This window comes from Deinococcus radiotolerans (assembly GCF_014647435.1).
GTDB classification, from domain to species: Bacteria; Deinococcota; Deinococci; order Deinococcales; family Deinococcaceae; genus Deinococcus; species Deinococcus radiotolerans.
The window spans coordinates 186322-205917 of the sequence record NZ_BMPE01000003.1 but is presented as its reverse complement, the minus strand read 5'-3'; the positions used below and the strand labels follow the sequence as shown (position 1 = coordinate 205917).

Annotated in this window: 16 protein-coding genes; 6 read left to right on the top strand and 10 right to left on the bottom strand. The window is 68.9% G+C overall.

Going from position 1 to position 19596, the window contains the following annotated elements; translation table 11 throughout:
- The 3 genes from IEY63_RS08930 (at position 1) to IEY63_RS08920 (ending at position 2907) form a co-directional block, all read left to right on the top strand.
- A complete protein-coding gene (locus IEY63_RS08930; RefSeq protein WP_229784596.1) occupies positions 1 to 1416 on the top strand; it encodes a sensor histidine kinase in 1416 nt (471 codons plus the stop codon).
- On the top strand, positions 1409 to 2065 hold the full coding sequence (locus IEY63_RS08925) for a LuxR C-terminal-related transcriptional regulator (protein WP_189068656.1): 657 nt from the start codon (positions 1409 to 1411) through the stop codon (positions 2063 to 2065). The genes IEY63_RS08930 and IEY63_RS08925 overlap by 8 nt, the downstream gene beginning before the upstream one ends.
- Before the next feature lie 125 nt (positions 2066 to 2190).
- The gene (locus IEY63_RS08920) at positions 2191 to 2907 is read left to right on the top strand and encodes a hypothetical protein (protein WP_189068655.1); all 717 of its coding nucleotides are present in this window, start codon (positions 2191 to 2193) and stop codon (positions 2905 to 2907) included.
- Between the two features lie 51 nt (positions 2908 to 2958).
- On the opposite strand, the gene IEY63_RS08915 is transcribed toward IEY63_RS08920, so the two are convergent.
- The 4 genes from IEY63_RS08915 to ilvD form a co-directional block, all read right to left on the bottom strand.
- The gene (locus IEY63_RS08915) at positions 2959 to 3987 is read right to left on the bottom strand and encodes an ABC transporter ATP-binding protein (RefSeq protein WP_189068654.1); all 1029 of its coding nucleotides are present in this window, start codon (positions 3985 to 3987) and stop codon (positions 2959 to 2961) included.
- Complete coding sequence (locus tag IEY63_RS08910; protein WP_189068653.1) at positions 3984 to 5576, bottom strand: ABC transporter permease; 1593 nt, start codon at positions 5574 to 5576, stop codon at positions 3984 to 3986. Before IEY63_RS08910 ends, IEY63_RS08915 begins: the two co-directional genes overlap by 4 nt.
- Positions 5577 to 5863: 287 nt before the next feature.
- Positions 5864 to 6859, bottom strand: a complete 996-nt coding sequence (locus tag IEY63_RS08905) for an extracellular solute-binding protein (RefSeq protein ID WP_189068652.1) — start codon at positions 6857 to 6859, stop codon at positions 5864 to 5866.
- Positions 6860 to 6980: 121 nt separating this feature from the next.
- Positions 6981 to 8810, bottom strand: a complete 1830-nt coding sequence (ilvD, locus tag IEY63_RS08900) for a dihydroxy-acid dehydratase (RefSeq protein WP_189068651.1) — start codon at positions 8808 to 8810, stop codon at positions 6981 to 6983.
- 324 nt (positions 8811 to 9134) lie between these two features.
- Here ilvD and IEY63_RS08895 point away from each other — a divergent pair, with 324 nt between their 5' ends.
- The 3 genes from IEY63_RS08895 to IEY63_RS08885 are packed head-to-tail and all read left to right on the top strand — an operon-like array spanning position 9135 to position 10183.
- A complete protein-coding gene (locus IEY63_RS08895) occupies positions 9135 to 9338 on the top strand; it encodes a CopZ family metallochaperone (protein ID WP_189068650.1) in 204 nt (67 codons plus the stop codon).
- A 1-nt stretch (position 9339) separates the two neighbouring features.
- Complete coding sequence (locus tag IEY63_RS08890) at positions 9340 to 9645, top strand: metal-sensitive transcriptional regulator (protein WP_229784595.1); 306 nt, start codon at positions 9340 to 9342, stop codon at positions 9643 to 9645.
- A gap of 55 nt (positions 9646 to 9700) precedes the next feature.
- Positions 9701 to 10183: a hypothetical protein gene (locus IEY63_RS08885; protein WP_189068649.1), complete on the top strand. Its 483-nt coding sequence runs from the start codon at positions 9701 to 9703 to the stop codon at positions 10181 to 10183.
- A gap of 11 nt (positions 10184 to 10194) precedes the next feature.
- Here IEY63_RS08885 and IEY63_RS08880 read toward each other — a convergent pair whose 3' ends face one another.
- From IEY63_RS08880 to IEY63_RS08855, 6 genes are all read right to left on the bottom strand, one after another.
- Positions 10195 to 12198, bottom strand: coding sequence for a hypothetical protein (locus IEY63_RS08880; RefSeq protein WP_189068648.1), 2004 nt, complete (start codon positions 12196 to 12198; stop codon positions 10195 to 10197).
- Positions 12199 to 12469: 271 nt separating this feature from the next.
- Positions 12470 to 14419 carry an ATP-binding protein gene (locus tag IEY63_RS08875; protein WP_229784594.1) on the bottom strand — a complete coding sequence of 650 codons (1950 nt, stop codon included), beginning with the start codon at positions 14417 to 14419 and terminating at the stop codon, positions 12470 to 12472.
- Positions 14419 to 14658 (bottom strand): hypothetical protein, encoded by a 240-nt coding sequence (locus IEY63_RS08870; protein WP_189068647.1) that lies wholly within the window; start codon positions 14656 to 14658, stop codon positions 14419 to 14421. Before IEY63_RS08870 ends, IEY63_RS08875 begins: the two co-directional genes overlap by 1 nt.
- Positions 14659 to 15050: 392 nt before the next feature.
- Entirely contained in the window at positions 15051 to 17123 is a 2073-nt protein-coding gene (locus IEY63_RS08865; RefSeq protein WP_189068646.1) for a C39 family peptidase, read from the bottom strand.
- 30 nt (positions 17124 to 17153) lie between these two features.
- Positions 17154 to 18944 (bottom strand): VgrG-related protein, encoded by a 1791-nt coding sequence (locus IEY63_RS08860; RefSeq protein WP_189068645.1) that lies wholly within the window; start codon positions 18942 to 18944, stop codon positions 17154 to 17156.
- Positions 18941 to 19567 (bottom strand): CIS tube protein, encoded by a 627-nt coding sequence (locus IEY63_RS08855; RefSeq protein WP_189068644.1) that lies wholly within the window; start codon positions 19565 to 19567, stop codon positions 18941 to 18943. The genes IEY63_RS08860 and IEY63_RS08855 overlap by 4 nt, the downstream gene beginning before the upstream one ends.
- Between the last annotated feature and the right edge of the window lie 29 nt (positions 19568 to 19596).

Sequence of the window (19596 nt, the reverse complement as noted above, 5' to 3'; positions counted from 1 at the left end):
GTGACCAGCGTCCCGCTGCCCCAGCCCCCGGCCACGGGCAGGCCACTCGCCCGCGGGGCCCTGGCCCGGACGTACGCGGCGCTGAGCCTCGCCGTGCTGCTCGTGAGCCTCGCCGTGCTGGGCTGGTGGGTCAGCCGGCAGATCGAGGTGGGCGTCGTGCACCGCGCGGCCGCCGCCACCGCGCTGTATGTGGAGAACTTCATCGTGACGCAGGTGCAGGAACTCGACCACGCCCGGGCGCTCCCGCCACAGCGGACCGCGGCCATCGAGCGCCTGCTGGCCGACACGCCCCTGGGACGCGAGATCGTGGCCATCAAGATCTGGGGCCCGGACGGGCGGGTCGTGTACGGCGATAACGCCGGGCAGACCTTTGACGTGAAGGGCGAGCAGAGCGGCGCGTGGCGCGGCGAGGTCGTGGCGGACCTCACGAACCTGACCGATCCGGAAAACGCCGACCTGCGCCCCCGCTACGGGCGGCTGCTGGAGATCTACACGCCGATCCGCCTGGAGGGCAGTGACCGCGTGCTGGCCGTCGCGGAGTTCTACCAGCGGGTGGACGCCCTGGACGGCGAGGTGCGCGCCACGCAGCGCCGCAGCTGGGCGGTCGTGGCCCTCGTGTTCGGCCTGACGTACCTGCTGCTGTCGGGACTGGTACGGCGCGGCAGTGACACCATTGACCGCCAGAGCGCGGAACTGCGGCGGCAGGTGACGCGCCTGGAGGGCCTGCTGACGCAGAACCGCACGCTGAGCGAACGGGTCCGGCGGGCCGCGCGCCGCTCGGTGGCCGTGAACGAGGACGTCCTGCGGCGCGTGGCGCAGGACCTGCACGACGGGCCCGCGCAGGACGTCGGCGTGGCGCTGCTGCGCCTGGACCGCCTGGAGGACCTGGGCCGCCACCTGCCGCCCGCCGAGCAGGCGCAGTTGCAGGGCACGCTGGAGGCCCTGACGCACTGCCTGACGTCCGCGCTGGGCGAGATGCGGTCCCTGGCGCAGGACCTGCGCCTGCCGGACGTGGATCACCTGGACGTCGCGGCGGTCGTGGAGCGGGCCGTCCGGGAACACCGGCGCCGCACGGGTACGGACGTGCACGTGGAGATCGCCCCGGACGTGCAGACCTGTCCGGTGCCGCTCGGGGTGCGCATGGCCGCCTACCGGATCGTGCAGGAGGCGCTGAACAACGCCTACCGGCACGCCGGGGGCCGCGGCCAGCGGGTCAGCCTGAGCCTGAGCGGCGCGGACCTGACGGTGGAGGTCGGGGATGACGGGCCGGGCGGGACGCTCACGCCCGGGCTGGGTCTGGGCGGCATGCGGGAGCGGGCCGAGAGTCTGGGTGGTCACCTGAGCGTGACGGACGGGCGGCCGGGTGTGCGGGTGGTGGCGCAGCTGCCCCTGGCGCCGGAGGTGGATGATGAGTGACGTGATCCGCGTGGTCGTGGTGGATGACCACCCGCTGTTCCGGGAGGGCGTGGCGGCCACCCTGGACCGCGAGCCGGACCTGGAGGTGGTCGCCGAGGGGGACAGCGCCGACGCGGCGGTGCGGCTGGGGCAGCAGCACCTGCCGCACGTGCTGCTGCTGGACCTGAGCCTGCCCGGCGGGGGCCTGGCGGCCCTGTCAGCATTGACGGCGGCCTGCCCGGCGGTGCACGTGGTCATGCTGACCGTCAGTGACGATGAGGCTGACGTGCTGGCCGCCCTGCGCGGCGGGGCGCGCGGGTACGTGGTCAAGGGCGTGACCGGGCGGGAACTGCGCCACGTGGTGCGCAGCGTCGCCGCGGGCGAGGTGTTCATCACGCCGGCCCTGGCGGGCACGATGCTGCTCGAACTGACGACGGCCACCCGGGCGGGCAGCGTCGGCAGCCCGCTGGACCTGCTCACCGCGCGTGAGCGGCAGATTCTGGAGGGCGTGGCGGCCGGGCGCAGCAACAAGGAGATCGCGCGGGACCTGGACCTGACGGAGAAGACTGTCAAGCACTACATGACGAACGTGCTGCAGAAACTTCAGGTGCGCAACCGGGTGGAGGCGGCGCTGCTGGCCCAGCGGGAGGGCCGGCGCGGGCTCAGCTGACGCCCGGCGCGTCAAGGGACCTTGGTCGGGTGCTGCGCGCCGCCGGACGGTCCGGTGGTCCGTAGCGGCGTGGTGGGGGCGCTTCCTAGCATGAGGGCACATCCCAATTCCCCCAGGAGGCTCCCATGACTGCACTTCACCTGACCCTACCGCTCACCCTGCTTGGCCTGTTCGCGCAGGCGCACGCGGCGAACCTGACCGTCCGCAGTGACGCGAAGCTCGGCCCGGTCCTTCAGGACAGCCGGGGCATGACCCTGTACCTGTACACCAAGGACGAGCCGGGCAAGAGCAACTGCTACGACCAGTGCGCGGCCGCGTGGCCGCCCCTGCTCGCCGCGGACCTCCCGAAACTCCCGGCGGGCGTGACGGGCAAACTGTCCCTGGTTGCGCGCAAGGACGGGCAGAAGCAGGTGGCGTACAACGGCTGGCCGCTGTACTACTGGGTCAAGGACACCAAGCCCGGCGAGACGACCGGCCAGAACGTCGGGAAGGTCTGGTACGCCGTGAACCCCGGCCCCAGCGTGCAGGTCGCCAGTCTCGGCGCTCTGGGCAAAGGGCTGGTGGACGCGGGCGGCATGACCCTGTACCTCTACACCAAGGACGCCAAGAACGTCAGCAACTGCTACGACGGGTGCGCCGCTGCCTGGCCGCCCCTGCTCACCGCGTACCTGCCGACCGCCTCCGCGGACCTGCAACCTCACCTGGGGACCACGACCCGCAAGGACGGCGCGGTGCAGGTGACGTACGACGGCCAGCCGCTGTACTACTGGGTGAAGGACAAGAAGCCGGGCGACACGACTGGGCAGAATGTCGGGAACGTCTGGTTCATCGTGCAGCCCTGACCAGTTGACCCGGGCCCGTGGGGGCAGCCGCCGGGTCGCCTCCGGGCGCCCTCACTGCACGGGCCGGGCGGGGTGCGTGACGCTCAGGCGGGCGCGGCTGCCTTCGGGGCGCAGGTCGTCGCTGTGGGCGTGCACGAGGAGGTCCTGGGTGTGCCCGTCCAGCGTGACGGTGTACGTGACGTCGTGGCCTTTGAACTCGCGGGCCTGGATGGTGACCTCGGGCGCGGCGGGGTCGTCGGTGAAGCGCAGGTGTTCGGGGCGCACGCTGACCAGCACCGGGCCGCTGCGGGGTTCCTGAAGCGGGAGGATGCCCAGCGCAGTGCGGGCCATGTGGCGGTCGGCGGTGCCGGACAGCAGGTTGCTGCGGCCCAGGAAGTTCGCGACGAACGCGGTGCGCGGCTGCGTGTACACGTCGTGCGGGGTGCCGATCTGTTCGGCCTGCCCGGCGCGCATCAGGACGATGCGGTCGCTGAACGCCAGCGCCTCTTCCTGGTCGTGCGTGACGAGGATGGCGGTGGTGCCCGCCGCGCGCAGGATGCTGCGGATCTCCTGGCGGGTGGCGTGCCGGAGCTGCGCGTCGAGGTTGCTGAACGGTTCGTCCAGCAGCAGCAGGGTGGGGCGCGGCGCGAGCGCGCGGGCCAGCGCGACGCGCTGCTGCTGCCCGCCGCTCAGTTCGTGCGGGCGGCGGCTCTCGAAGACGGTCAGGCCGACCAGGGCCAGGGTCTCGCGGGCGCGCGGGAGGCGCTGCGCGCGGGGCAGGTGCGAGAGGCCGAACAGGACGTTTCCCAGGACGCTCAGGTGCGGGAACAGGGCGTAGTCCTGAAAGACGAGGCCCACGCCGCGCCGTTCGGGGGGCGCGAAGGGGGTGGTCACGTTGCGCCCCCCGATGAGCACGTCGCCGCGGTCGGGCTGTTCGAGGCCCGCGATGAGGCGCAGGGTGGTGGTCTTGCCGCAGCCGGAGGGGCCCAGCAGGGTCAGGAGTTCCCCGGCGCTGACGCTGAGGTTCAGGTCGTTCACGACCGGCGGGTGGCCGGGGGCGTAGCGTTTGCCGAGGTGGTCGAGCTGGAGGATCGGGGTCATGCCTGTTCCTTGGGGGGGCGGGGTGGTCTGGGGACGGGGCGGCGTTCGCGGCGCAGGATGAGCAGGGTCAGGACCGCGCCGCTCAGGGCCAGGGCCAGGGCGTAAGGGGCGGCGGCGGCGTACTGCGCTTCCTCGGTGTACGCCCAGACGTTGCGGGCCAGCGTCTCGAAGCCAATGGGGGCCAGCAGCAGCGTCAGCGGGAGTTCCTTCAGGACGCTCAGGAACACGAACGCGGCGCTGACGAGCAGCCCGGGGCGGATCAGGGGCAGCGTGACGCGGGTCAGCGCGCCCCGGCTGGTCTGCCCGAGGAGCCGCGCGGCTTCCTCCAAGCGGGGCGTGGCGCTGCTTAAGCTGGTGCGGATCGGCCCGACGGCCTCGGCGACGAAGTGCAAGGTGTACGCGAGGATCAGCAGGGGGAAGGTCTGGTACAGCGGCGGAGCGACTTTCAGGCTGAAGAACACCAGCGCCAGCGCGAACGCCAGAGGCGGCGTGGCGTACCCGAGGTACGCGGCGCGTTCCGTGAAGCGCGCCAGGGCGCCCTGCGCGCGGCTGCCGATGTACGCCAGCGGGAACGCCAGCGCGGTGGTGGTCACGGCGGCGATAGCGGCGGCGCCCAGCGCGCTCTTCAGCGCGTCCCACAGGCTGGCCCACGCGAAGGGGTTCTGTTCCAGGCGCAGCCAGTACCCGATGGTGCCCAGCGGGACGATCAGCGCCGCGCCGACCAGGGCCGCCACGAACGCCCACGCCAGGGGTCGGGCGCGGCCCAGGCGGGTGGTGCGGACCTCGCGCGCCCCGCCGGGACTGACCCGGGCGAGGTGCAGGCCGCGCATCAGCCGCGCCTCAAGCAGCAGGGCCGCGCCGGTCACGAGCAGCAGGCCCAGCGCCAGCCACGCGGAGTACACCCGGTCGTACGCGGCGGTGTACTGCTGGTAGATCGCCGCGCTGAAGGTGGGGTAGCGCATCAGGCTGACCACGCTGAAGTCCCCCAGGACGTGCAGGGCGATCAGCAGCGCGCCGGACAGCCACGCGGGGCGCAGGTACGGGAGGGTCACCTCGCGGAACGTCTGCGTGGGCGTGCGGCCCAGCAGGCGGGCGGCGTCCTCCAGGGCGGGGTCCTGGGCGCGCAGCGCGGCGTGCAGGTTCAGGAACAGGTAGGGGAACGTGAACAGCGTCAGGATGCCCAGCGCGCCCATAAAGCCGGTCGGGCCGGGCCAGTTGAGGCCGGTCAGGGCCTCGATGGTGCCGCCGGGGCCGCTCGCGGCGATCATGGCGTACGCGCCCACGTACCCGGGAATCGCCAGGGGCAGTACGCCGGCGAGCATCAGCGCGCGGCGGGGGCGCAGGTCGGTGCGCGCCGCGAGGTACGCCAGCGGCAGCGCGACCAGCGTGGTCGTGATCAGCGTGCTGGCCGTCAGCAGCAGGGTGTTGGCGAGGAGCTCCAGGTTGCGGGCGCGGAACACGATCTCGCGCAGTTCGGTGCCCTCGGCGCCCAGTGCGCGGATCAGCAGGTACACCAGGGGCAGCAGGACGCCCGCCACGGTCAGCAGGGCGGGCAGCAGCAGGGCGAGGGGCGGGCGTCGTCGGGTCATGGGTGGGGTGCGCCCACGCGGGCCGCCCCGTCACGATAGCAGAGCGGTTTACTCGGGATTCGGGTCGGGTGTCCCCACGTCAGGCCTCCGCCCCATAGAAAAACCGCTGCCCGCGACCGGAGTCAGGGCGGCAGCGGACAGGCCTGGGGCTTATACGGACTCCGATTGAATGGGCTGTAAAGACCATTCGATCCGAGCGGATGCGAGCAGGAGAGAAGCGGGTTCCGGACGTGGAGTTGGCAAACCGGCGCTCTTCCGGGTTGTCAACGAAACAGACGGAATCCGTATTACAGCAGACCGGCGTCACGCAGGAGCTTCTGCGCCTTCTCGATGTTCTTCGGCATGACCGTGGGGTCGACCTTCGGGCTGCGCTTGATCACGTCTGCGTAGGGCAGCATGGTCGTGGGCTGCAGGATGTTGCCGATCACGGGGTACTCGAAGTTCACGCTCAGGAAGAACGTCTGGGCGTCCTTGGCGACCAGGGCGCTCAGGAAGCGCGCGGCGTTCGCCTGGTTCCTGCTGGTCTTCAGGATGCCGGCGCCCGTGGCGTTGCCCAGGTTGCCGATGTCGCCGTTCTTGAAGAAGTACGTGTCGATCGGGTAGCTCAGGCGGTTCACGCGCTGGATGTAGTAGTGGTTAGTCAGCGCGACGTCGATCTCACCGGCGCGCATGGCCTCGAGCATGCCGACGTTGCTGGTCTTGTAGTCCTTGGGTTGCAGGGCCTTCATGCCCTCGATCCAGGCGCGGGTCTTCTGCTCGCCCTGCTGCGCGATCATCACGCCCAGGAAGTCCTGGAAGCTGGGGTAGCTGACGGTCCAGCCGATGCGGCCCCTCAAGCTGGTCATCTTGGGCAGGTCCATGATCGAGTCGGGCAGCGATTCGGGCTTGATCTTGCTGGTGTTGTACGCCAGCGTGCGGAAGCGGACGGTGGTGGGCAGCCAGGTGCGGCTGTCGGGCAGGTAGTCGTCGCTGACGTTGCGGGTCAGGGCGGCGCCCAGCTTGGTGAACTTGCCTTCCTCGGCCAGTTCGCCCAGCGCGCCCACCGAGTTGCCCCAGTACACATCGGCGGGGCTGCGGCTGCCTTCCTCGCGCAGGGCGGCGACGAGCTGCGCGTCGGTGCCGTAGCGGACGTTCACCTTGATGCCGGTCTGGCGTTCGAACTGCTGCACGACCGGGTCCACGAAGGTCTTGGCGCGACCGGAGTAGATGGTCAGGGTCTTGGTCTGCGCGAGGCTGGTGCCGGCGAGCAGCAGGGCGGTGACGGCTATCACAGTTCGTTTCATAATCGAATCCTAAGTAAACCACTCGGTTTACTGAAGGCAAAATGTCCCGCCCGCACTCAGGCGGCAGAAAGCCGGGGCAGTCCGCTTGCGCAGACGTACCCCGGCGCTCCACTTCAGGACTTTAGATGCTGCGCACGGCGCCGCGGGCGGCGCTGGTGGTCATGCTGGCGTAGGCGCGCAGCGCCCCCGTGATCTTGCGCGGACGCGCCTCGGCCGGGTGCCAGCCCAGTTCCTGCTGCCGCTGGCGCCGCGCGGCGAGTTCCGCGTCGTCCACCGCGAGGTGAATGCGGCGCTCGGGAATGTCAATCTCGATGATGTCCCCGGTCTGCACCAGGCCGATGGTGCCGCCCTCGGCCGCCTCGGGGGACACGTGCCCGATGGACAGGCCCGACGAGCCGCCACTGAAGCGGCCGTCCGTGACGAGCGCGCAGGCCTTGCCCAGCCCCTTGGATTTCAGGTAACTGGTGGGGTACAGCATCTCCTGCATGCCCGGGCCACCCTTGGGACCCTCGTAGCGGATCAGCACGACCTCCCCCGCCTGCACGGTCCCCTCCAGAATGGCGTCCACGGCGGCGTCCTGCGACTCGAACACACGGGCGGTGCCGGTGAACTTCAGGATGCTCTCGTCCACCCCGGCGGTCTTGACGATGCAGCCGTCCTCGGCGAGGTTGCCGTACAGCACGGCCAGGCCGCCGTCCTGCGAGAAGGCGTGCTCGGCGCTGCGGATCACGCCCTTCTCGCGGTCAAGGTCCAGGGCGGTGTAACGGCGGGCCTGCGAGAACGCCAACTGGGTGGGGACCCCGCCGGGCGCGGCGCGGTAGAAGGTGTGGGTGGCCTCGTCCCCGGTGCGCTTGACATCCCAGCGGTTCAGGGCGTCCGTGAGGCTGGACGCGTGGACGCTGTGCACGTCGCGGTTCAGGAGGCCCGCGTCGTCCAGCTGACCCAGGATGCCCATGATGCCCCCGGCGCGGTGCACGTCCTCCATGTGCACGTCGTTCTTCGCGGGCGCGACCTTGCACAGCACCGGCACGCGGCGCGACAGCCGGTCGATGTCTTGCATGGTGAAGTCTATGCCCGCCTCGTGCGCGGCGGCCAGCAGGTGCAGCACGGTGTTCGTGCTGCCGCCCATGGCGATGTCCAGCGTCATGGCGTTCTCGAACGCCTGGAAGGTGGCGATGTTGCGGGGCAGCGCGGACTCGTCGTCGCCCTCGTAGTAGCGCTTGGCCAGTTCGACGATCACGTGCCCGGCGCGTTTGAACAGCGCCTGACGGTCAGCGTGCGTGGCGAGCACCGAGCCGTTCCCGGGCAGGGACAGGCCCAGCGCCTCGGTCAGGCAGTTCATGCTGTTGGCGGTGAACATCCCCGAGCAGGACCCGCAGGTGGGGCAGGCGCTGCGCTCGACGCTCAGGACCTCCTCGTCACTGACGCTGTCATCGGCGGCCATGACCATCGCGTCCACGAGATCCAACGAGTGCAGGGTGTCTTTCAGGAGGATCTTCCCGGCTTCCATGGGTCCGCCGGACACGAACACCACGGGGATGTTCAGGCGCAGCGCGGCCATCAGCATGCCGGGGGTGATCTTGTCGCAGTTGCTGATGCAGACCATCGCGTCGGCGCAGTGGGCGTTCACCATGTACTCGACGCTGTCGGCGATCAGTTCCCGGCTGGGCAGCGAGTACAGCATGCCGTCGTGGCCCATGGCGATCCCGTCGTCCACGGCGATCGTGTTGAACTCCTTGGCAACGCCGCCCGCCGCTTCGATCTCGCGCGCGACGAGCTGCCCGAGGTCCTTGAGGTGCACGTGGCCGGGCACGAACTGCGTGAACGAGTTGACGACCGCGATGATCGGCTTCTGGAAGTCGCCTTCCTGCATGCCGGTGGCGCGCCACAGCGCGCGGGCTCCGGCCATGTTGCGGCCCTCGGTGGTGGTGCGGGATCGGTACGTAGGCATCCTGCCTCCGATGATGCGCCCAAAGGCGCGGCGCGTGGCGCAGGCATCCACACAGGGTGAGGTTCCACCGGCGCCGGGGTTAGGGGCGGCGGGCGCGGCGCAGGTCACCCTTACAGCCACCAGTTAGAGACCGGCGCTTCTTGCACAGAGCAGCAACCAGTGCCCGGGCGTCATCCTCCCCAGGGGGATAAGACTTTCAGGCATCCGAACCAGCTCATATAAATACTCATATTATGGGCCTTTTCAATACTTTTAACGTCGTACGAATACACGGACGAGCATGGATTCTTGACGGCCCTCCCCCCGGGGTTCTACGATGTGGTCATGACCACTGAACTGAATATCACCGGCATGACCTGCGGCCACTGCGAGAAAGCGGTGCGTGACGCCCTGCAACACGTTCCTGGTGTTGAGTCCGTCCAGGTGGACCGCGCCGCCGGTCAGGCCAGCGTCACCGGGAACGCCGACGTGCAGGCCCTGATCCACGCCGTGACCGAGGAAGGCTACGCCGCGCAGGTCCGCAGCTGACATGGCGCAGGCCGCCTGCCACACGGAACCCCAGCACCTGTGCATGCCCGAGGAGGCCCGCAAGCGCGCCGCCCGGCGCCTGAGCATCGCCCGCGGTCACCTCGACAGCATCGTGCGCATGCTGGACGACCCCAACGCCTACTGCGTGGACGTCCTGCGGCAGATTAAGGCGGTGCAGGGCGCCCTGAGCGGCGCCGGGGAAGTCGTGCTGCGCGGCCACCTGCAGGCCCACGTCGCCACGGCTGCGCAGCGGGGCGACAGTGACGAGATCATCGAGGAGCTGATGGAAGCCCTCAAGTACACCTGACCGGTCCCCGCAGGGTCGCGCGCGCCTCTCATGCCGGGCGACCTATAGTGACGGCATGAACACCGAACCGCTCCTGACCGCCGTGCACGCCTGGCAGCGTGGAGCGCTGGACCGCGAGGACCTGATCGCGCGCCTCACGGCTCTGGGTCGAGAGGATGCCCCGCTGCTCAGCGAGCTGATCGGCCAACTGACCGTCCAGGCCGCGCCACACGGGCACGGCGCGCCCGCCGCGGACAGTCCGAACGGCACCGACGTGTGGCGGGATGAACTGATGGGCAGCCGCGCCCGCACCTGGGGCACCGTGGGCCTGCTGGTGGGCCCCAGCGTGCTGATCCTCACGGACGGGCAGCGGGGCGTGGTGCTGGGTGAACGGGAGTCGCGCGCGCTGAGCAGCAGCGTCAGCGGATCCCTGATGCTGCTCTGCCAGACCATCGTGATGGCCGAACACGCCCTGAACGAGCGTGAAATGCAGCACCTGCGCGAGCAGCGCCTCCAGAGCGCCTCCAGCTCCCTGAGCGAGATCGACCCCGTCCAGTAGGGGCCGCGCGGTCAGCTCAGGGCGTTCAGGATGCCGCTGAGATCCCGGTGCAGTTCCCCGGTCCGCTCATAGTGCTTCAGCGGGCCAGGGAAGGTCGCCTGGAGCCACGCCGGGCCGCGCGCCCCGAGCGGCTCCCGCAGGTGCCCCACCCCCAGGGCCGTGAACAGGCGGTCCAGGGCGGCCGCGTACGTCTGCGGCGTGCGCGGCCCGTCCGGCGTGATGAAGACCTTCTTCGGTGGGTTCCCCGCGCGCGTCACGCGGCGGTACACATCCAGCGCGTGCCGCGCGGCCCGCTGCTGCTCGGCCGTCAGGGTGCCGGGTGGCTGGTGCACGGCGCGACTGACCGCGCGGCGGTGCGTGGGCGGCACCAGGCTGGACAGGCCGCGCCCCCAGCCGTCCTGCATCTCAGTCCGCTCGGCTGCCAGTGGATCGCCGGGCAATGAGGGGGCGCTCTGGGCTGGCGCGGCCTTCACGGCCTTGGGCGTCCTCGCCGGGGCCTGTGCCTGGGCGGGGTGTCCCGGCAGGGTGGGTGCCTGCGGCTGGGACCCCTTCTGAGCCGACCCCGTGGCCTTCGCCCGCGCCGGGGCGTTCAGGGGCTCGGCGCGGCGGGTTGCCGGGGCGTCCCTGCGGGTGCCGTTCAGGGCGCGGCCGATCAGTTCACTCTCCAGGATGGGTTTTCCATCCCGGTACCGCTGCCACAGGGCGTCCAGGACGACCAGGCTGGTGGCCTGGCGCCGCTGGTGCAGCAGTTCACGGGCCCGCTCGACGCGTTTCTCCCGGCCCAGCAGCAGGGCCACGTATGTCAGGAACTGCCGCGCGGTGCGGGGCACGCCGGGTTCAGCCTGTTCGGGCAGGGCCAGGAGCGTCTGCCGCAGGGCGGCGTAGTCGTCGGCGCGCAGCGCCCCCGTGTTGATTCCGGCCTCAATGCGCCGCCACTGGGCCGCGCTGAACACGGCTTTGAGCCCCCACAGCCACGCCCGCGCGCCCTGCACGTGCACGTCGTCCCGGACATCCAGCAGTTCCAGGCCACTCTCGGGCTCGATCACGCGCTGCGCGCGTGGCGCGCGGGTGGCTGGGCGCAGCCGTTCGGGTGGCCCGAGTTCGCGCAGCTGCTCCAGCACCGCCTCGTCCCGCGCGAATCCCTGAAGCAGCGTCAGGTCCTCCAGCCGGAAGGGGCGGCGGCCGCGGATGGTTTCTAGCAGGAAGTCGCGGGTGTCGTCCGGCAGGTCCAGCTGTTCGTGCACGGTCATCCAGTGCCCCACGAGGTTCGTGAGGCGGCTGGCCCGCAGGTACTCCTCCCATTCGGTGTGATCCATGCGGTTCCCGGCGCCCGCGCGGGCCTTCCTAGCCTTCTTTGGCCGGGCGAGATCCGGGGTGGCCTGCGCCTGGAACGCGGCGGGCGCGGGTGCGAAGGCACTCGGGGCCGCCGCGTCCTCACGCGCGCGGGTCAGGACGCGCAACTCCGTGAGCAGGGCAAGTGGCAGCGGCCGCGCCTCGTCCTGAAGGCGCTGGAGTTTCTCGCGCAGGTCGGCGCTCAGGCCGCCCGCGCCGGCCATGGCGGGCAGCACCCAGTCCAGCCCCTGGGCGCGCAGGTACTCCCGCCAGTTGCCCGCGGCGGCCAGCCGCTCGGCCTGCGTCTGCGCCTGCGTGCGGCGCACGTGAGCGCCCACCTGATCCGTGAGGTGCGCGCCCACCTGCCGCCCACGTTCCTCGCCCAGCACGCGCGCGAACACGCAGGAACTCCCGATGGGACCGATGGTCTCGCCGCCCAGGGTGGTCACGCGGAACTCGTAGCGCAGGTGATGCCCACTGCCGGGCGGGCACAGCAGGCACTTCAGGTGCGCCTGCCGCGTGCCGTGATCCACGACGTGCAGACCGGTGAACAGGTCGAAGGGCAGGGCCTCGTCACGCCCGGGCACCTGCACGGCGGCGTGCGCGAGCCCCTGGGCGGTCAGCTGCTGATGAACGTGCTCCAGAGTGGCACGCGCGGCGGGAACATGAGCGAGCAGATACATGATGGCTTCCGTTTCAAGGTCAGGTGAGAAGGAACGCGGCGCACCGGCCGCGCAGGCAAGGGGAACACTCCGGGGACAGGCAGGTCAGGCCGTCCGGGGTGGACAGTCTGATCACCGGCCACACGATGACACCCTGGATGGGGGACCGCGTGGCGGGCCGGTCCGTGCGCGGCCCAGAGCGCTGCCGCGCGGGGCCACAGGGCCGCGCGCTGGCGAACACCCCAGAGTACGACATCCTCAGCCCACCTGTCGCGGCCGCCCCGTCCCGCACTCAGGTCAGGACCAGGCGCCCCAGCTTCCGGAACTCCAGGTGCAGCGCCTCCTCCACCAGCACCTGCGTGAGCGGCTGCCGGCGAGAGACGCTCAGAAAGACCGCGTTCAGCGCCACCGAGCGGATATTCCCGCCCGCCACGTCCGCCTGCGCCAGCCGCCCGAAATCCAGCTCGCTGGTGTCCAGGGCCGCCGGGAACGCGCCCCGCCACAGCCGCTCACGTTCCGCCGCCTGAGGCGCGCGGAAGTTGATCACGAACTGCAGGCGGCGCATGAACGCCACGTCCATACTGCTTTCCAGGTTCGTGGTCAGCAGCGCCAGCCCGTTGAAGGTCTCCAGGCGTTGCAGCAGGTAGTTCACCTGCGTGTTCGCGTAGCGGTCATTGCTGTCGCGCACCTCGCCGCGCTTGCCGAACACGCTGTCCGCCTCGTCGAACAGCAGCACGCACCCACCCTGATCCGCCGCGTCGAAGATCTTCTTCAGGTTCTTCTCGGTCTCACCGATGTACTTGCTGACCGTGCTGCTCAGGTCCACCCGGTACAGGTCCAGATTCAGTTCCCGCGCCAGGACCTCGGCACTCAGGGTCTTCCCGGTCCCGCTGGGCCCGCTGAACAGCGCCGTGATCGAGCGGCCCCGCCCCGGGCGGGCCAGCCCAAGGTCCTCGAACACCACCGAGCGGTGCCGGACGTGCGCGGCAATCTGTTCCAGCGCCAGGCGCTCCGCGTCCGGGAGGATCAGGTCCGCCCAGCCCGCGCGGGTCTCGATGCGCTGCGCGAGGCTGCCCATCAGGCGGCGGTTCGCGCCGCGCGCTGCCTCCCAGGCGCGCTCCAGGCGCGCCGCGTGACTCGCGTTGCCCGGCAGGGCCGCGCGGGCGTCGCGGGCCAACGCGTCAATCCGGTCCAGGTTCAGGTGAAACTGGTCCCCCAGCTGCCGCAGCAGCGGCTGATCCGCATTCACACCCAGCGCCTGCGCCCAGCGTTCCCGCTGCTCGGCGGGCGTGGGCGCACCCACCTCGGCACTCACCACCGCGCGCGGCGAATCAAGCGGCAGCGGATCAGCCGCCAGGATCACCACCGGTCCAGCAGCGGCGTCCAGCACGCGGTCCACCAGCCCCTCGGGGGGCAACGCGTCCGAGAGGGGCGTGGCCGCGTCCACCGCCACGCGCGTGCCCCGCAGGCGGGTGTCGCGCCGCAGGGCGCGCAGCAGACCCTCCTGCTCCTCGGCGGGCCGGGCAGCCAGCAGCGGCAGGTCCAGCAGGCTCGCGCTGGCGCCCAGCAGATGCGCCGCGACCGCCTGCATGCCAGCCACGTTCGTGCCGAACAGCAGCGCAGCGCGCTCATCACCTGCCCGGCTCAGGTGCTTCCCCAGGCCCTCCCGCTGCGCCTCCTGCGAGTCACTCAGCAGGCCGCCGGGCGGCAGGTCACGCAGCACGCCCCGCAGGTCCGGCGGTACACCCGGCAGGCCCCGCAGGTCCGACAGCAGCCCCGCCCCCAGCCGCAGGGGCGTCAGGGCCTCCAGCACACTGGCGTTCGCACTCGCGCCAAACTCGATCAGGCCACACGCCACCAGTGGCCGCTCGGCACTGAACGCCGCGCCCTCGGCCCAGTCATCGCCCAGCAGCCAGCGTCGCGTCAGGGACGGCGTCAGGAACGCCGCGTACAGACTGTCCATCTGCAGCGCCGCCGCGCACGCCGCGAGCATCCGCTCCGGGAACAGCTCAGTCGCCAGCGCCAGCGCCAGCACGCCCGTCTCGAACTCCGTCAGGTCCAGTCGCGCCTGCACGTCCGCCAGCCGCGTGCCCGTCAGGTCCGGCAGCGCCACCACGTACCGCACGTCCGGCTCCGCCTGCTCGTTCAGCGCCACGTCCAGCACCTGCGCGCTCAACTGATCACACAGCGCCTGAAGCGCCTGCGCGCGGGGTACGTCTACCGCATGCACCACCTCTCCCATCAGTCCTCCAGGCCTATCGAGTAATTCACCACGGAGTACCCCGCGCCGTCATCCACAGTGCGGAAGGCCGCCACGTAGGCCCGAACCTGCCCGCCCACCCGCACCGAGCCCCGACCCACGACGCACGTGGCCTCCGTGACCAGCGAACGGTAACAGCCCGAGAGCTTCTGCGCGCTGACCGGCGCGCCCAGCACCAGTCGCGTGAAATTCCCCAGCAGATTCAGCGTCGCCGCCGGCATGGGCGAACGCACCCGAGTGTCAACAGCCAGATTGGCAAAGAGGATTAGATTCTTCTCGATGTGTACCGTCAGTTCGGGGAAAAAAGACCCTTTGTACCTTTGTGCAAGGGCGTCGCCTGCGCGGGTGGTCAACGGAAGCACAACCCAGATGGAGTCGCCGTCCTTTCCTTCAACGGGTTCACTGATAACGCACTGGTACGATGTACAGAAAGGGCTATTTTCGATGGAGGGCATGCGGCGCACAGGACCTTCAGGGGTCTGCTTGGCAACCACTAAATTTCGCCCGATGAGGTTTGCTTGTCTTTCGGACGCCTTTGCGCACGACGCTACATGTGCTGCCATGCCACAGAGGATGAGCGCGGCATTTCTTTTGAAGAATTGATGTTTGCTGGTCATTTTTTCTTCACCACTGCCAGCCACAGCATTGGATGCTCCGCCACGCTCTTCCAGCTCCAGACTGTATTGTTGCCGCTTACGTTCGCTTGGTGTTTATACATGCCGAAGCGGTCCTCCGGTTTAAGGTTATCAGTCTTAAGCAATTTTGACCTTCCGTATGGATCGTCTACAATCAGACCTTCCTCATCCATTCCTTGAAGTCTGACGATATGCCCATAGATACTCATCATCACAGCTTCACCCGCAGCAAGATGCGGCTTGATCTTCGTTTCCCAGTAGGCCCGATCTGGCGAAGTTTGCACATTGGTGTGCTGCGTCCCCATCAAATCAAGTACTTTTCCCCAGCCTTCTTGGGTCGTTCGGTGGAAGCGGTCGTATGACCCTTTTCTCGCCATCTTGGCTGACAGGCCAGCTTTGATCAGCTCCTGGTATTTGGCATCCACGAACTTCCGGCGCAGATCTTCGAGGTAGTCCTCGAACTGCGGGAAGTGCTCGGGGTCCGGATTCTCGATGCCCAGCTGTTCAAGAACCATCGCCGCGCTCGTCAGGTTGCACATGACATTCCCGATCCTGCCGCCCGGCTTATCTCCATCAACCGCACGACCCAGGCTCAGGTTGTTGCGCTGCGAGTGATGCGGCGTCTTCTCCTGAAGCAGCAGGTACAGTTCCGCGCGCGCCGAGGCAGGCTGTATCTGGATGACCTGCCGGGCGATGCGCACCTGCGCAACCGTGTACTCCGGCGTTTCGCTCGTGAATTTCATCAGGTGATCCAACGCGTCGGGGGCGTTCGCCGGTTCAGGCTCAGGCGCCCCCGACGCTCCACCTGCAACCGCGGGCGTCGGCGTGACTGACGGAGCGGCGTCGCCCAGCGAGAACAGTGGGTATCCGTTGTCGTACTTGGGGTCGAACACGTAGAACAGCTGCACGGTTCCGTCAAATTTCCGCTTGGTCGGCCGCAGGTGACGGCTCCGTTCATCCAGATTGGCCCGGAAAGTTGCCGTGAACTTGCCCCGCACCGTGTCGGCAGCCTCAGCGGGCGTGTTCTGTCCGTCCTGATCAGCGTCCATCGGGTTCTGGTGGTAGGCGGCACTGTCGGACGTCACCCACACGTCCTGCTGCGCGTACCGGGCGCTGCCACCCAGATGTGCCATGTACACCTGCTCCAGTGAACTGGTCTTCCCGGCCACCTTGTTCTCGACATCCACCTGCCTCATATGAATCTTGAGGTGAATCTCGATGTAATCCAGCTGCTGTGTCGCGGTCAAACCCGTCAGTTCTGAGGTGGTCTGAAGCGTTTTAAGCGCCAATCCACGCGACTTGATGAATCGGTTGATGTCTACTCTGGCCGCGTCACCGATCTGCCCGAGGCCCTTGTACTGCCGGGTGTTGTTCTTGTTGCTGGTGGGGTCGAGGGTGCTTTCCAGGGTCAGGAACCCCAGCACGATCTCGGGCGTGGTGTTGATTGACGCGGCGACCTGCCGCAATCTGGGGAGGAAACCGGGTTCCCGGAAGGCGGGCAGGTTGGGCAGGGGGCTGCTGGCCGGCTTGGCGCCCGCGGCTCCCGCCGAGGTGGTGGAGGGTGCGGTGGTCGCGCCTGCACCGGCGGCCTGCACGACCGCCGCGGAGGGAAGACGGCGGAATCTGAGGTTCTGCAACTGGAACGAGCGGTTATGGAATTCGCTGACCTGCGGAATGCCGCCGCGCAGGCTGCCGGTGAACGTGGCGCCGTTCTGGGTGCCGTGCAGGCTGAACGTGTCGTCCCGCTGGAGTTGCCCGGTGACGGGCCAGCGCTGGCTGAGCGGTTTTCCTTTGTTCTGAACGGTGTAGTGGCCGTTCAGGCCGCCGCCTTTGCTTCGGCGCAGGTGGAGGTTCATGGTCAGCACGCCGCTGGTGACGGTGAAGTCGCGCTCCCAGTCCTGCCCGGTTTTGGGGGTGGTGGGCGCAGCGGGTGCCGGTGTGGGGGTCTGAAGGCCGAGTCCGGTGAGGAGTTGTCCGGTGAGGCGCTGGGCTCCATCTTCGAGGTGGTGGAGCAGGCGACCGGCGGGGGTGAGGGTGGAGGACTGGGTCATGACGTCTCCTGGGCGAACGGGGGGCCGGGGTCAGTTGAGGTTGATCATGACGCCTTTCACGTCGACGTTCCCGCCGCCGCCGTCAATGCGGATGCCGCGGGTGGCCTTGAGTTCCAGGCGGCCGGTGCTGGTGATGGTGAGGGTGTTGCTCTTGCTGTCGAGTTTGACCTCGTTGCCGTTCTTGTCGCGCAGGACCACGAAGGGCGCTTTGGGATCATCCATAAGAGTAAGGCGGTGCCCGGCCTTGGTGCGGTACTCAGCGAAGGGTTTTTTCTTGTCGTCGTTGAGTTCGATGGCGTGGCCCTTGCTGCTCTGCACGGTGATCTTGGGCGGGTCGGGGTCCTGCGGGTCGTCGTAGATGAATTCGTGGCCCAGGCGGGTGCGGTAGACGCGCTGAATGACCTTGCCGTTCTTCACGACTTTCGCGGTGGGGCGGGGTGGGGTGTCGGTGCCGTTCCACAGGCCGCCGATCACGTAGGGGTGGTGGATGTCGCCGTGTTCGAAGCCGACGAGGACCTCGTCGTTGACTTCCGGGGTGTGCTGCGAGCCGCGGTTCGGGCCGCCGCCGAGGTTCACGACGCGCGCCCAGTCGGTCTCGTCGTCCTCGGTCAGGGCGGGAAGTTTCAGTTTCACGCGGCCCTGGTTGTCCGGGTCGTCGTTGTTGGTGACGATGCCGATCATCAGGCCCGGCGCGGGCGTGAAGCCGCCCGCGCCGCCTGCGCTGCCCGCCCCGCCGGTGACCTGGCGGATCATGCCGGCCAGGGAGTCGGGGTGGCTGCCGGTCACGGCGAACTCGGTGCTGTAGCCCTCGCCGTTGCGGTAGACGTGGCGGACGCTGCTGGCGACGTACGAGCCGCTGAAGCGCTGCCCGACGTTCTTGATGTCCAGTTGCGTGCCGGCGGTCAGGCGGGGGTACCCGGCGGCCTGTCCGCGCGCCTCGAGCAGACCTTCAGCAACGCGGTTGCGCTGGGCCTGCGCGATGGCGTCCGCGTAGCCCTGGTCGCGGACGATCAGGGCGCTGCTGGTCGCCGGGGCTTTCATGCTGAAGGCCTGCTGTGAGACCTGCTCGCTGCGGGTGCTTTCCTGAACCTTGGCTTTGCCTTCGCCGTTCTGTTTTTCGCTGGTCACGGCGCGCTTCTGCTTGGGGTCCCAGGACCGGACGGTGCTGGCGCTCGTCTGGTTCAGGCTGCTCAGGCGGGGCAGGAATTCGCTGAGGTTGTCGCCCCAGGTGAGCACGATGGGGTCCTGACCGCGCACGGGTTCGCAGTGCAGGGTGGTGCCGTCCACGTACAGGATGTACCCGAGGCGCGCGGCGCGTTCACGCAGGAAGGACAGGTGCGACTGGTTGTGCTGCAGGACGTAGGGATGCACGACGCTGGCGCTGCCGGTCTTGGCGGTCAGGCCGACTTCCGACGCGATCTTCTTGACGAGGTCCATGTCGCTGACGTTCAGGTAGGATTTCGTGTGCGTGCCGCGGGAGAGGCGGTGCAGGCGGTCGAAGGCCCGCAGACGCAGCTGCTGCGTGCCGCGCGTGAAGCGGGGTTCGATCTCCACGATCTCCCCGTCGAACACCGTTTCCTTGTTGCCTTTGACCTGCGCGATCACCTTGATGCGCGCGCCCAGCTTGTAGGTCGTGTCGTCCACGAGTTCACCCTCGGGGTCGCGCAGGGTGATGGACGCCACGTCCGGCAGTTGCAGGCTGCTGTCGACGGTGATCTCGTCGATCATGCGGAACTGTTCGGGGGGCATGTCGCGCCCGTCGAGGTTCAGGTACAGGGTGCTGACGGCACCTTCGAGTGCGTCGCGGGTGGCGCGGGTCACGTCTGCCCCTTCCCGAAGGGCGTGCGGCGCAGGTCACCCACGAAGCCGCGCTGCGCGGCCGAGGCGCGGATGCCCTGACTGATGTGGTAGCTGGAGTGGCCGCTCTTGCCCTCGAAGGAGGTGGCGTGGTCGGCCTGTTCGAAGGTGGTTTTCATGACCGAGCGGACCGGGGTGCCGTCCGGCATGAACAGCGTGAACTGCTGCTCGATGTCGGTGATGACCGCCTGGAAGTGCCAGGTCTGCCCCCACTGGAACAGCACGCTGGTGGGTTTGCCTTTCTTGATGCTGCCCTTGCCGCCCTGGCTGCCGCCGGTGTCCATCTCGCTCAGGGCCCACAGGGCGGCCGTGTACTTGCGGACGTCCTCGACCACGCCGGCGGACTGCCGGCGGGCGTACGTGTCGAAGAACAGTTCCAGCGTGAGTTTGGCGGGGGAGCCGCCGAGGTACACCTTGTTGCCGGTGTCGTTGTTGTCGTTGCTTTCGGTCTTCCAGTTCACGCTGCGGCTGATGGCGTACTCGCGGGGGTTGAACATGCACTCGATGGGCGTGCGTTTGCGGTCGCCTTCCATGGGTACGATCTGCGCTTTGATGAACTGCCCGCCGCTGCCTGAAATGTCGCTCATGGGGTGCCTCCTGTGTGGGGGTGCGGTGA